Origin of the sequence: Phenylobacterium haematophilum, from assembly GCF_014196295.1 — a bacterium.
Classification (GTDB): Bacteria; Pseudomonadota; Alphaproteobacteria; order Caulobacterales; family Caulobacteraceae; genus Phenylobacterium; species Phenylobacterium haematophilum.
This window is the reverse complement of record NZ_JACIDK010000004.1, coordinates 132,399-144,903: the sequence shown is the minus strand read 5'-3', so window position 1 is coordinate 144,903 and position 12,505 is coordinate 132,399. Positions and strand designations below refer to the sequence as shown.

The following is a 12,505-nucleotide window of genomic DNA, read 5'->3' as shown; positions in this document are numbered from 1 at the left end:
ATGTATCGCGTCACGACCGGCGGCAACTACAGCTTGGTTCTTCGGAACATCATGCTCGCCCAGCAGAAGCAGATGAACGCGGGCGACCGCGTGGCGACCCAGGAGAACGGGGCGAACCTCAAGGACTACTCGCGCAACGCCGAGATGCTTACGGCCATGCGTTCGGTGGAGACCCGCATCGGCGGCTATCTCGACCAGAACAAGCTGATCGCCGACAAGCTGACCACCCAGGACTTCGCGATGACCCAGCTGGCCGACGCGGCGGCCGGGACCAAGCAGGCGATCGAAGAGGCGATCGCCACGGGCCGCACCGACACTCTGATGCAGGAAATCGAAGCGCAGTTCCGCAACGCCGTTTCGTCGATGAACTCCCGCTACGGCGGCAAGTACCTGTTCGCAGGCGGCAAGATCGACACCCTGCCGGTCACAGCGCAGGCCCTCTCGGACCTGACCGACCCGTTGACCCCGGCGATCGCCGATTTCTTCCAGAACGACGACTTCATCACCGAGCACAAGGTCGACGACGCGACCACGGTGAAGACCGGGCTGCTGGCCGACGACCTGGGGACGCAGATGCTGCAGGCCTTCAAGACGCTGCAGGCGTTCCACGAGGCGACGCCGTTCGGCGGCACGATGACCGACGCTCAGCGGACCTTCCTGACCAACGAACTGGCCAGTTGGGACACGGTCTCCAGCGACATCATCGACAAGACCGCGCGGAACGGGATGGTGCAGGCGCGGGTGGACGACGTGAAGGTCGACCTGACCGCCCGCCAGAACAGTCTGAAGGGCATGATCGGCGACATCGTCGACGCCAACATGCCGCTGGCCTCGGTCGAGCTCGAGAAGGCGACCCTGGCGCTGCAGGCGTCCACGCAAGTCTTCATTACTCTGCGGGATTCTTCGCTGCTGAATGCGCTCAGGTAGGTCGTTGACGCCGGCGGCCTCGCAAATCGAGGCTCCAACCGCTACATAGCGCGCCATGAACGCGCTTTTCACAGACGCCGCCGTGGAAGCCGCGCGCGCCGCCGTGGGCCTGAGGCCCGGCGCGCGGGTCGTCGCGGCCATGTCCGGCGGTGTGGACTCCACCGTCACCGCCGCCCTGTTGGCCAGGGCCGGCTACGATGTCGTGGGCGTGACCCTGCAGCTCTACGATCATGGCGCGGCGATCCAGAAGAAGGGCGCCTGCTGCGCGGGGCAGGATATCCATGACGCGCGGACGGCCGCCGACGTCATCGGCATCCCGCACTACGTCCTCGACTACGAAAGCAAGTTCAAGCAGCAGGTCATCGAGGATTTCGCCGACGCGTACCTGCGCGGTGAGACGCCCGTTCCGTGCATCCGCTGCAATCAGACTGTGAAGTTCCGCGATCTGCTGGACGTGGCCCGCGATCTCGGCGCTGAGGCCATGGCGACCGGGCACTACGTGCAGCGCGCCGAGGGCCGACACGGGCCGCAATTGCTGCGTGCAACCGACCCGGCCCGAGATCAAAGCTACTTCCTTTTCGCGACGACGCGCAACCAGCTCGACTTCCTGCGCTTCCCGCTGGGCGGGCTGCCCAAGCTAGAGGTGCGGCGGGTGGCGGCGGAACTCGGCCTAGCGGCGGCGGACAAGCCCGACAGCCAGGACATCTGCTTCGTGCCGGAAGGCCGTTACACGACGATCATCGACCGCCTGCGCCCGCAAGGCGCGGAAGCGGGCGACGTCGTGCACATGGACGGCCGGGTGCTCGGCCGCCACGAAGGCGTCACCCGCTACACGATCGGCCAGCGCCGCGGCCTCAACATCGCGGTCGGCGACCCTCTGTTCGTGGTCAAGATCGACGCCGACAAGCGCCAGGTCATCGTCGGCCCGCGCGAAGCGCTGCTGACCAGCGCCCTGACGCTGAAGGAAACCAACTGGCTGGGCGAAGGCGACGACATGACGGGCGCAGTCGGTCGGCCGGTGTTGGCGCGCGTGCGCTCCACCCGCGAGCCCGTGCCCGGTCGCCTGGCGCTGCGCGGCGGCGTGGCGGCGGTCGAACTGGACACCCCCGAAGAAGGCGTGGCTCCCGGCCAGGCCTGCGTGCTCTATGCGCCCGAGCAGCCGGAACGGGTGCTGGGCGGCGGCTTCATCGACGCGACGGAACGCGCCGCCGGCTGACGCTGCGGCAGCATTCCAATTCGCCAGGCGGCGAATTATATCGTTGGCATGACCCAAGCCGTTGATCCCGTCGTCATCGCCTCCTATGCTCGCACCCCGATGGGGAGCTTCCAGGGCGCGCTGAGCGCGCTCAAGGCCACCGAACTCGGCGCCGCCGCCGTCCGTGCCGCCGTCGAGCGGGCAGGGGTGTCGCCCGAGGCGGTCGAACAGATCTTCATGGGCTGCGTGCTGCCGGCCGGGCTCGGCCAGGCGCCGGCCCGCCAGGCGGCGCTGGGCGCGGGCCTGCCGACCTCGGTCGAGGCCACCACCCTGAACAAGATGTGCGGCTCGGGCATGCAGGCCGCGATCATGGCCCATGACGCCCTGTCGGCTGGCAGCGCCGACATCGTGATCGCGGGCGGCATGGAGAGCATGACCAACGCGCCGTATCTGCTGAATAAGCATCGTGGCGGCGCGCGGATCGGTCACGATACGGCGTTCGACCATATGTACCTGGACGGTCTGGAAGACGCCTACGAGCCAGGCCGCCTGATGGGCTCGTTCGCCGACGAGACGGCGCGCACCTATCAGTTCACGCGCGAGGCGATGGATGAGTTCGCGATCTCCTCGCTCGCCCGGGCCCGGGCGGCGACCGAGAGCGGCGCCTTCGCCCGTGAGATCGTGCCGGTCGAGGTTACGACTCGTAAGGGCAGCGAGACGGTCGCGGCCGACGAGCAGCCGTTGAAGGCCGATCCGGCCAAGATCCCGACATTGAAGCCGGCGTTCGGCAAGGACGGGGCGATCACGGCGGCCAACGCCTCGTCGATCTCGGACGGCGCGGCGGCGCTGGTGATGACCCGCGCCTCGGTCGCCGACAAGCTCGGTCTGAAGGTGGTCGCAAAGGTGGTGAGCCATGCGGCGCACGCCCACGAGCCGGGGCTGTTCACCACGGCCCCGGTGCCGGCCATGCAGAAGGCGCTGAAGAAGGCGGGCTGGCGCGTCGAGGACGTCGATCTGTTCGAAGTCAACGAGGCCTTCGCGGTGGTGGCGATGATCGCCGAACGCGAGCTGGGCATCGACCGCGCCAAGCTGAACGTCAACGGCGGCGCCTGCGCGCTGGGCCACCCGATCGGCGCCAGCGGCGCGCGTATCCTGGCCACCCTGATTTCCGCGCTCGAGGCCCGCGGCGGCAAGCGCGGCGTCGCCAGCCTTTGCATCGGCGGCGGCGAAGCCACCGCGATGGCGGTGGAGCTGGTCTAGGCCCTAGCGACCGGCGGCGTGAGCTGTCGCTCCCATGGCGGCGGCGTCGTAGCGGACGCCGCTGGGGATCGACATGTCGCCAGGATGCCATTCCTTGGGGCAGGCGCCCTTCCAGGCCGCCTCGACCTTCACCGCCCGTTCGCCGTTGGCGATCGGCAACTGAGCGCCGGTGGTGATCTGAGTTCCCTCGGCCTCGTAGCGCAGCGAGAAGTCGCCGCGGGCGACGCCGTTGGTGACCACCTTGCCGCGGGCGCCCATGTCGCAGACCGAGGCGAAGCGCAGGGAGTTGTCTTCCTGGCGGGTGACGCCGTTTTGGCTGCAGTTGTCGCGCGTGCCCTGCGCGCCCATCCAATCGACCTGGCGATCGACCTTTTCGTCGATGCAGACGAGCGTCGTCTGGACGGTGTCGCCGATGGCGAGGCGGGTCTCCCAGAGACCGGGCTGGCGCGGGGGCGGGCGCTCGATGTTGGCGCGGATGACGCCGTCGGGATCGGTCACTGCAGCAGGTTGGCAGCCGCCGAGGGCGACGGCCGCGATGGCGGTCCCGAGCAGATTTCGGATTGCGTACATACGTCCCCCTCGACACCGTACGGTAGACGGGCCGAACCCATTCTTCCGTGAAAGCGTTAAATTACGGCCATGAGCAGCGAACTTCGAGACAACAAGGCCGAGCAGCGGTTCGAGATGACCGAGCAAGGCATGACCTCCTGGGCCGATTACCGGCTCACGGGCGACCGACTGTTCATCGATCATGTCGAAAGCCCGGTCCCGTTGCGGGGCACTGGCGCGTCCGGACGGCTGATGGCGGCATTGGCCGCCGAGGCCCGCGCCCGAGGCCTGAAAATCGTGCCGATCTGCGGATTCGCGGCCGCGTGGCTGCGACGCAGTCACGAGTTCCGTGGACTGCTCGCCTAGGAGCGGCCGGCCAGGGCCTTGATCGTATTGCCGCCGGCCTCGCACTCCGCGGCCAGCCGACGGGCGATTTCGCGCACGCCGACAGGATAGGCCTCGCCGCCGTCGGCGATCTCGCCGGACAGGCGCTCGACCTCGGCCATGGCGGCCTCGAGGGCGGCGATATGCTCGCGCGCGAGGTTTCGCGCCTGCGCCTGCAGACGTCCGATGCGCTCGGCGAGGGTGGGCGCCGCCGTCGCGGTTTGATTTCCGGCCACTACGCTGAGGGCCGCTGACGCACGCATCCGATTCACCATCTGGCGCTCCCAAAGCTGCACAGTCTGGAAGCGACGCTGCAGGATGCGCGCCAGCCGTCAGGCGCGCGATGAGATCGCCTCGAGGGTCTGGACCTTGGCTTCGCAGTCCTCGGCCATGCGCCGGGCCAGATCGCGCACGCCGGCCGGATAGGCCTCGCCGCCGTCGGAGATTTCGGCCGACAGACGCTCGACCTCGATCAGGGCCAGGCTCAGGGCGTGGATGTGCTCGCGGGCCAGGGATTTGGCTTCCGCCTGGAGCCGCCGAATGCGTTCGGACAGCTCACGGCCAGTAAGCGGCTTGGACTTGTCGGCCGAGTTGTCGGCCACCACGGAAAGCGGAGGCGTCATGGGTTCTTCCCCAGGCAGAGCGTCATGCCCGCGGCCCCCGTCGGACCGCCTCGACAGCGCTCCCCCAATCGACTCCACTACGCACAAAGCGGGGCCGTGGTTCCGGCCGTCCGAAACTTAACGATATCGGCCTGTCGCACTGTGGAGTTTGGGTGACAGGCGTAGGGCCAAGCTGGCGCTACGCTCGGTTGTTTTACGAGCGCGAACAAGGGGTTATCCCTATTGCGCAGCTAGCGTTTGCCCTTGCGGAACCGCTCCTGGCTCTCGGCCCGGGCCTCGGCGCGGACCTTCTTGACCACCTCGCGATCGGCGGTCTCACCCTCGCCGGTGAGGGCGTCGTTTGCGAACTCCAGGTCCAGCAGCTTGAGGCGCTTGATCTCGTCGCGCAGGCGCGCGGCGGTCTCGAATTCCAGGTCGGCGGCGGCCTGACGCATCTTGGCCTCGAGGTCGCGCAGGGTGGCCTTGAAGTTGTCGCCCAGGAACGGCTTGCCGGCGTCCTCGGCCACGCCGACGGGCACCAGCACCCGGTCCTTCTCGTAGGGCGAAGCGAGGATTTCCTTGATCTGGCTCTTCACGCTTTCCGGCGTGATGCCGTGCTGGAGGTTGTAAGCCTCCTGCTTCTCGCGGCGGCGCTGGGTCTCAGCCATGGCCCGTTCCATGGAGCCGGTGATGTGGTCGGCGTAGAGAATGACCTTGCCGTCGACATTCCGGGCCGCGCGGCCGATGGTCTGGATCAGCGAGGTCTCCGAACGCAGGAAGCCTTCCTTGTCGGCGTCGAGAATGGCGACGAGCCCGACCTCGGGGATGTCGAGACCCTCGCGCAGCAGGTTGATGCCGATCAGCACGTCGAAGGCGCCGAGCCGCAGGTCGCGGATGATCTCGATCCGCTCCATCGTGTCGATGTCCGAGTGCATGTAGCGGACCCGCAGGCCCTGCTCGTGCATGTATTCGGTCAGGTCCTCGGCCATCTTCTTGGTCAGGACGGTGATAAGGGTGCGGTAGCCCCTCGCAATCGTGTCGCGCGCCTCGGCGATGACGTCGTCGACCTGGCTGTGATTGTCCTTGGAGACCGGGCGCACCTCGACCGGCGGGTCGATCAGGCCGGTGGGCCGGATGACCTGTTCGGCAAAGACGCCTCCGGAGCGTTCCAGCTCCCAGGCCGCCGGGGTGGCCGAGACGTTGATCGTCTGCGGCCGCATGGCGTCCCACTCCTCGAACTTGAGCGGGCGGTTGTCGAGGCAGGAGGGGAGGCGGAAGCCGTACTCGGCCAGGGTGAACTTGCGCCGGTAGTCGCCGCGATACATGGCCCCGATCTGCGGTACGGCCTGGTGGCTCTCGTCGATGAAGAGCAGGGCGTTCTCGGGAATGTACTCGAAGAAGGTCGGCGGCGGCTCGCCCGGTCGGCGGCCGGAGAGGAAGCGGCTGTAGTTCTCGATGCCGGCGCAGGAGCCAGTGGCCTGGATCATCTCCAGGTCGAAGGTGGTGCGCTGTTCCAACCGCTGGGCTTCCAGCAGCTTGCCGTTGGCGACCAGCCAGTCGAGCCTTTCCTTCAACTCGTCACGGATCTGGATGACCGCTTGGTTCAGGGTCGGACGCGGCGTGACGTGGTGGCTGTTGGCGTAGATCTTGATGCCCGGCAGGTCGGCAGTCTTCTTCCCGGTCAGCGGATCGAACTCGCTGATCGCCTCGACCTCGTCGCCGAACAGCGAGATTCGCCAAGCGCGGTCCTCGTAGTGGGCGGGGAAGACCTCGATGGTGTCGCCGCGGCGGCGGAACGAGCCGCGCTCGAAGGCCTGATCGTTGCGCTTGTACTGGAGGGCCACGAGGTCGGCCATGAGCTGCTTCTCGTCAAGCCTCTGGCCGGGCTCGATAGTGAAGGTCATGGCGGTGTAGGTCTCGACCGAGCCGATGCCGTAGATGCAACTCACCGAGGCGACGACGATGACGTCGTCGCGCTCAAGGATCGCACGGGTGGCCGAGTGGCGCATCCGGTCGATCTGCTCGTTAATCGAAGAGTCCTTCTCGATGTAGGTGTCGGTCCGCGGCACGTATGCCTCGGGCTGGTAGTAGTCGTAGTACGAGACGAAGAACTCGACCGCATTATCGGGGAAAAAGGACTTGAACTCGGAATAAAGCTGGGCGGCCAGGGTCTTGTTGGGCGCGAGGATCAGCGCCGGGCGCTGGGTCTCCTCGATCACCTTGGCCATGGTGAAGGTCTTGCCCGAGCCGGTGACGCCCAGCAGCACCTGGTCCTGCTCGCGGCCCTCGAGACCGGCCACAAGGTCGGCGATGGCGGTCGGCTGGTCGCCGGCCGGCTGGAAATCGCTGACGAGCTTGAACCGCTTGCCGCCCTCGGATTTTGCCGGGCGGGCGGGCCGGTGCGGCTTCCACAGCATCGGCATGGCGGATTCGTCGTAGTCGAAGCTCGCCGACATGTCGGCGACGCCAGGACCGGGATCGGCTGAGCGGGGCATGAGCGTCAAGGTAGGATCGATCACGGCCCGACGCTAGCGCGGGCGCGCGCCAGAACCTGTCAGCAGTCTGTCAGCCGGCGCGCAAGCCCTTGGCCGGCATCGGATGCTCGACGGCGGGGCGCGGCTGTGGCCATCGTGCGGCGATGACTGAGCTGTCGGACGTCTACATCACTGGCACGGGCGCGTTCCTGCCCGGAGCACCGGTCCCCATAGACCGCATGGAGGACCATCTGGGCCGGATTGGCGGCCGCGGAAGCCTGCTGGGCCGCCGAGCGCTGCGATGGAACGGCGTGGAGACGCGCCACTATGCGCTCGACGACCAGGGGCGGGCCACGCACTCGAACGCCGGCATGTGCGCGCAGGCGATCCAGGCGGCGCTCGAAGATGCGGGGCTCGGCCCGGAAGACCTTCAGTTCCTCGCGGCCGCGACGACCCAGGGCGACTATCTGGTGCCGGGCCATGCCGCCAACGTGCACGGCGAACTTGGCGCCGGGCCGCTCGAGATCGCCAGCTTCCAGTCGGTGTGCGGATCGTCGCTGATGGCGGCCAAGGCCGCCTGGCTGTCGGTGCGGGCCGGAGAGCACAGGGTGGCGGCCGCCGGCGCCAGCGAGTTCTCCTCTCGCTGGTTCCGGCCGAGCTTCTACGAGGGCACGGCGCTGGTCGACGAGAAGGGGCGGCTGCGCGCCGAGGCGGACTATCTGCGCTTCACCCTGTCGGACGGAGCCGGCGCGGTGGTGATGGAGCCCGCGCCGCGACCGAACGGCCTCAGCCTGCGGGTGAAGTTCATCGACCTGGTGTCGCTGGCCGACCGGTTCGATCCCTGCATGTGGGCGGGGGCCTCGGTCGAGCGGCGGACCGACCCGCTGGCGACCTGGTCATTCGCTGGGCCGGCGGCGGCGCATGCTCAGGGCGCGGTGGCGCTGCTGCAGGATTTCGAGCTGCTGAAGCGCGTGATCCGCGCCTGGGTGGGCGTCTATCTGGCCAAGGTGGACGAGGGCCGCATCGCGCCCGGCGAGGTGGACCACCTGCTCTGCCACTACTCGGCGCGTTCGCTGCGCGAGGAGATCGTCTCGCTGCTGGAGGCGACGGCCGGGATGATCCCAGAGGCGCGCTGGTTCTCGAACCTGCCGCGGGTCGGCAACATCGGCTCGGCCTCGATCTGGGTGATGCTGGACGAATTCTTGCGCTCCGATCGACTGAAGGCCGGCGAGCAAGTGCTATGCGTCGTTCCGGAGAGCGGCCGGGCTTTTGTGGGATTCATGTTGCTGGAGGCGGTGGGATGAACGACGTCAGCGACGTGATGCGGCGGCTGGCGGTCGTCTTCACCGAGTTCGAGGGGCGGCTGGAGCAGACGCCGCTTATCCGCAAGCTGACCCGCGGGCGGTTCACCCTGGACTACCAGACCTTCCTGAGCGGGCTGCGCCAGCAGGTAAAAGACGGGGCGCTGTGGATGTCCCGCGCCGCGTCCAACGTCGACGAGCAGCACCTGGAGTTGCGCTCGATCCTGATGCGCCATGCGGTGACTGAGCATCGCGACTTCCGGCTGCTGGAGGCCGACTTCGTGGCTTCGGGCGGCGAACTGACCGCGATCCAGGGAGCCGAGAAGAACGTCGGCTCCGAGGCGCTGTCGGCCTGGATGTTCCACGAGGCGTCCAAGCCGAACCCTTTCGGGCTGCTCGGCGCGATGTGGATCATCGAAGGGCTGGGGTCGATCAAGGCGGCCGAGTGGGGCGCGCTGGCCCGCCAGCGGCTGGACCTGCCCGAGGAGGCGGTACGCTTCCTGCTCTATCACGGCGAGAACGACGCCGAGCACATCAAGGAGTTTGAGGAAATGCTGGGTCTGGTGCTGCCCGACGCGGCGACGGCCGAGCGGATCGTCAAGACCGCGCGGGTGACCGCTCGGCTCTACGCACTGCAGATCGAGGAGATGACGGCTTGAGCACCGCGGACTTCGATCTCGCGAAGTACGATCCCCGCGATCCTGATCCCTGGCTGGCCCTCTATCTCGATCAGGGCCTGCCGATCGCGCCCGAGGCCAAATCGGCGCTGTTACGAGGCAACCGCTCGTGGTCGCGGCGCTGGCTGTTCCCGATCGCCCGTCCGGCGGTGTTCGCGTTCTTCATCCTGGTGAAGATCCTGCGCGGGCTGTCGCCGCACCATCCGAACCTGAACGGGGCGCTGCATCGGCTGATTCACTGGGGCCTGCGCAACTTCGCGTCGCCGGACGCCAACACGTTGATCCTGAGGCATTTCCACATCGGCACAGAACTGCTGGCCTTCATCAAGGCGAACGCCGGTCCGGTGGAGGTGGAGACGGTCCCGCTGAGGCCGCGGACTCTCAAGGACCTGGAAGACAACGTCTTCCTCCAGCATGACCTGAACATCTTCAATTTCATCATCCAGCTCAGCGCCAGCCTGCGCGCGCAGGGACGGGACCTGACGCCGGTCGAGCAGCCGGATTTCTCGATGATCTCCGACGAGCCTTTCGAACTGGCGCCGCTGCCGGCCCGCCGGCGGAACTTCGCCGACGTGCAGACGGCGATCGAGGCCTACACCCCGCTTTATGCGCTGATGCTGCCGCGCGCGGACTTCGTGCGGGCGGCGCAGTCGCTGCAACTGGACGAGACCATCGCCATCTATATCGGCAAGATCCTCGGCACCGACTACCACATGTCGTTCGTCAAGAACGGCCACCCGATGGTGCCCCTCTCGACCCTGACGGCCGGCCATAGGCTCATGATGCACGGGCTCGACTGCGAGGCGTTCCACGGCTGGCTGAGGCTGCTGAAGCATCGTCAGGCCATGGGGCTGAGCCTGGATCCTCGCAATCCGATCGGCGCGACGCCAGCTTAGCGCTCGGTGCGCTGGGCCTGGCGTTCGAGCGCCTCGCACTTGGCGGCGGTGACCTGAGGCCACGGGCCGGGGTCGGCGCCGATGCGGCGCAGAGCCTCATCCTCGCTGATCCGTTCGCGAATGGCGAGTTGCTCGGCGGCGCGGTCGGCGAAGGCGCGGCCCGAACGCATGGCGCTATCGAACTGGGCGCGGGCGGCGGCGTCTTCACGACGGGCGATGGCGACGCGAGCCCCGCCGGTGGAGACGTTTGTCGCCTCGCGTCCCCAACTCGGGCTCGGAAAGGCGGGGGTGGCGCGGAGATACCGCTGCATCGCGCAGGCCTGCTGCACGCGCCAGGACGGCGCGGCGACGGCGGGCGTGGCGAGCCCAACCGCAACTGTCAGCAAGATGACGTGCTTCAGCATGAACGTCAGTTTGAGATCAGAATTGGGCGCGTCCGTGGCGAACCGCCGCTAGGTGGCGCAAGTTGGCATGCGTGCCAAATATTAACCACCTTCGTTCGGCGAACGGGGGTCAAAAAAGTGCGCGCCGCGTCGGGTGAAGCAGGCTCCACCCTCGCGGCGCGCGTGCGATCCTGTCCGGGGGAGAGGATCCTGTCGGAATCTACTTGTCTGCAGCCTTGCTCACGGCGGTGCCTGCGGCCGCGCCGGCGACCGCGCCGACCGGCCCGCCGACCACCGCGCCCGCGGCCGCGCCGGTGGCCGCACGCTGCTCGACGTTGTGCCCGCAAGCCGCCAGCGAGAGGGCGAGTCCAGCGGCGGCCAGCAGGGTAAGGGACTTACGCATTAGGTCACGTCTCCGGGTTCTGAAAGCTTCGCAGCGGGAACGACGGGGCATGGCGGAGGTTCCCTGGGCGGGCTCGCGTCGTTAACGAAACCTGAAAAAAAATCACCTGCTGCGACGCAATATCCCATTGCGAATCCTCTCCGTGATCGTCATAAACCGCCTCAACTTCGCCGTAGCCTGTCACTCCACGTGTAATCGACAGGCTCTCAGTCGCGCCGCCGCCAGCATGAGCAGGGGCCTGCGCGACGACGATGTCGGGGGGCGGTATCGCCCTCGCCACGCAGGACACGATCTTCTTGAATTTCAATAGTAAGGCTCGCGCCGATTGGCGCGTGCCGGCATGCGCCGCATTGATCGGTTCAGGCATTGGCCTGGCCCTGGGCGCCACATACATGGTCGGCGGCATGGCCCGCACGGACGCTGACGACGCCCGCGCTGCGCGGATCGCGCGCGCTGCCGAAGGCGGCTTTTCGGAAGCTACCCTCCAGGCCGCGACTATGGATCCCGGCGTCTTGCGCGTCGCCAGCCGGCACGACCCCTTGGCCGTCAGCGGCGCCGCCCAACGCGATCGCCAAAGCGCTATTCTCGCCGCGCGGCTGGAAAAGGCGCCCCATGCAAAGGCGGAAATTCCACTGCGCGGTGCGATCGACGCCGCTGTGCCGCCAGCCGCGCCGTTCCGGCTGGCCGGGGCGCTGGAAACCTCGCGCGAACTCGAGTGCCTGACTCAGGCCGTCTATTTCGAGGCCCGCGGCGAGACGCCGGCCGGCCAGGCCGCTGTCGCCCAGGTAGTCCTTAACCGCGTTCGCCACCCTTCGTTCCCCAAAAGCGTCTGCGGCGTGGTGTTCCAAGGCGCCGGCAAGCGCGTCGGCTGTCAGTTCAGCTTCGCCTGCGACGGCTCGATGCGGCGCGGCCGCGAGGTCGCGGCGTGGAACCGGGCCCGAAAGGTCGCCTCCAAGGCCCTGGCGGGCAACGTGATGGCCTCGATCGGCGACGCCACCCACTTCCACACGACGAACGTCGCGCCGAACTGGGGGCCGCGTCTGGTGCGCACGGCCGAGGTCGGCATGCACATCTTCTACCGCGTCGGACGCGGCGGCGCGGCGCCGAAGGCGCAGGATCGCGTCCACTACGCCAGCTATGCGGCGACGCCGACGCCGGCGTCGATCGAGGTCGCCGGCGACATGCGCGCCGCCTTGCTCAAGAGCGACCGCAAGCCCGACGCCGTCGGCCAGGCCGACCAGAAGGCCGAACTGCTCAAGGAAGCGGACACCGCGACGCCGAAGCTGCTGCCGATCGCCGCTCACACCGCAAAGGCGCCGGCGCTGCGGCCCGTCGCCGAAGCGGACGCCATGGTCGGCGACGACTAAGCGAACGGTCGCCGCCGTTCTCCTCGATCACGCCTTGCGCCATGCTTCCTCGCCGGGAACATGACCGGGGCGAGTCGAGCGAGGTGG

At 67.8% G+C, this 12,505-nt stretch carries 15 protein-coding genes; 8 read left to right on the top strand and 7 right to left on the bottom strand.

Translation table 11 applies throughout. The features are described 5' to 3' along the window. The 3 genes from GGQ61_RS14825 to GGQ61_RS14815 are packed head-to-tail and all read left to right on the top strand — an operon-like array spanning nt 1 to nt 3,382. Nucleotides 1-927, top strand: coding sequence for a flagellin (locus GGQ61_RS14825; protein ID WP_183774217.1), 927 nt, complete (start codon nt 1-3; stop codon nt 925-927). A 55-nt stretch (nt 928-982) separates the two neighbouring features. Beyond that, entirely contained in the window at nt 983-2,143 is a 1,161-nt protein-coding gene (gene mnmA, locus GGQ61_RS14820; protein WP_183774214.1) for a tRNA 2-thiouridine(34) synthase MnmA, read from the top strand. A gap of 48 nt (nt 2,144-2,191) precedes the next feature. Next, nucleotides 2,192-3,382, top strand: coding sequence for an acetyl-CoA C-acyltransferase (locus GGQ61_RS14815; RefSeq protein WP_183774211.1), 1,191 nt, complete (start codon nt 2,192-2,194; stop codon nt 3,380-3,382). Between the two features lie 3 nt (nt 3,383-3,385). On the opposite strand, the gene GGQ61_RS14810 is transcribed toward GGQ61_RS14815, so the two are convergent. Further along, on the bottom strand, nt 3,386-3,952 hold the full coding sequence (locus GGQ61_RS14810) for a DUF3617 domain-containing protein (RefSeq protein ID WP_183774208.1): 567 nt from the start codon (nt 3,950-3,952) through the stop codon (nt 3,386-3,388). A 69-nt stretch (nt 3,953-4,021) separates the two neighbouring features. Here GGQ61_RS14810 and GGQ61_RS14805 point away from each other — a divergent pair, with 69 nt between their 5' ends. Continuing rightward, nucleotides 4,022-4,297, top strand: coding sequence for a GNAT family N-acetyltransferase (locus GGQ61_RS14805; protein WP_183774205.1), 276 nt, complete (start codon nt 4,022-4,024; stop codon nt 4,295-4,297). Here GGQ61_RS14805 and GGQ61_RS14800 read toward each other — a convergent pair. The 3 genes from GGQ61_RS14800 to uvrB form a co-directional block, all read right to left on the bottom strand. Then, a complete protein-coding gene (locus GGQ61_RS14800) occupies nt 4,294-4,590 on the bottom strand; it encodes a hypothetical protein (protein ID WP_183774201.1) in 297 nt (98 codons plus the stop codon). The genes GGQ61_RS14805 and GGQ61_RS14800 overlap by 4 nt on opposite strands. 57 nt (nt 4,591-4,647) lie before the next feature. Further along, entirely contained in the window at nt 4,648-4,938 is a 291-nt protein-coding gene (locus tag GGQ61_RS14795; protein WP_183774198.1) for a hypothetical protein, read from the bottom strand. A gap of 230 nt (nt 4,939-5,168) precedes the next feature. Further along, the gene (gene uvrB / locus GGQ61_RS14790; protein ID WP_183774857.1) at nt 5,169-7,412 is read right to left on the bottom strand and encodes an excinuclease ABC subunit UvrB; all 2,244 of its coding nucleotides are present in this window, start codon (nt 7,410-7,412) and stop codon (nt 5,169-5,171) included. A gap of 143 nt (nt 7,413-7,555) precedes the next feature. On the opposite strand from uvrB, the gene GGQ61_RS14785 reads away from it, so the two are divergent. From GGQ61_RS14785 to GGQ61_RS14775, 3 genes are read left to right on the top strand one after another with little or no spacing between them, the layout of a single operon-like run. After that, on the top strand, nt 7,556-8,695 hold the full coding sequence (locus GGQ61_RS14785) for a beta-ketoacyl-ACP synthase III (RefSeq protein ID WP_183774195.1): 1,140 nt from the start codon (nt 7,556-7,558) through the stop codon (nt 8,693-8,695). Next, the gene (locus tag GGQ61_RS14780; protein ID WP_183774192.1) at nt 8,632-9,351 is read left to right on the top strand and encodes an iron-containing redox enzyme family protein; all 720 of its coding nucleotides are present in this window, start codon (nt 8,632-8,634) and stop codon (nt 9,349-9,351) included. The genes GGQ61_RS14785 and GGQ61_RS14780 overlap by 64 nt, the downstream gene beginning before the upstream one ends. Continuing rightward, on the top strand, nt 9,348-10,265 hold the full coding sequence (locus GGQ61_RS14775) for a DUF6999 family protein (protein ID WP_183774189.1): 918 nt from the start codon (nt 9,348-9,350) through the stop codon (nt 10,263-10,265). Before GGQ61_RS14780 ends, GGQ61_RS14775 begins: the two co-directional genes overlap by 4 nt. On the opposite strand, the gene GGQ61_RS14770 is transcribed toward GGQ61_RS14775, so the two are convergent. The 3 genes from GGQ61_RS14770 to GGQ61_RS14760 form a co-directional block, all read right to left on the bottom strand. After that, a complete protein-coding gene (locus tag GGQ61_RS14770; RefSeq protein ID WP_183774186.1) occupies nt 10,262-10,669 on the bottom strand; it encodes a hypothetical protein in 408 nt (135 codons plus the stop codon). The two genes, GGQ61_RS14775 and GGQ61_RS14770, sit on opposite strands and share 4 nt — an antisense overlap. A 199-nt stretch (nt 10,670-10,868) precedes the next feature. Further along, nucleotides 10,869-11,051, bottom strand: a complete 183-nt coding sequence (locus GGQ61_RS14765; RefSeq protein WP_183774183.1) for a hypothetical protein — start codon at nt 11,049-11,051, stop codon at nt 10,869-10,871. A 4-nt stretch (nt 11,052-11,055) separates the two neighbouring features. Beyond that, nucleotides 11,056-11,418 carry a hypothetical protein gene (locus GGQ61_RS14760; protein WP_183774929.1) on the bottom strand — a complete coding sequence of 121 codons (363 nt, stop codon included), beginning with the start codon at nt 11,416-11,418 and terminating at the stop codon, nt 11,056-11,058. On the opposite strand from GGQ61_RS14760, the gene GGQ61_RS14755 reads away from it, so the two are divergent. Beyond that, a complete protein-coding gene (locus GGQ61_RS14755; protein ID WP_246370939.1) occupies nt 11,402-12,418 on the top strand; it encodes a cell wall hydrolase in 1,017 nt (338 codons plus the stop codon). The two genes, GGQ61_RS14760 and GGQ61_RS14755, sit on opposite strands and share 17 nt — an antisense overlap. Nucleotides 12,419-12,505 lie beyond the last annotated feature (87 nt).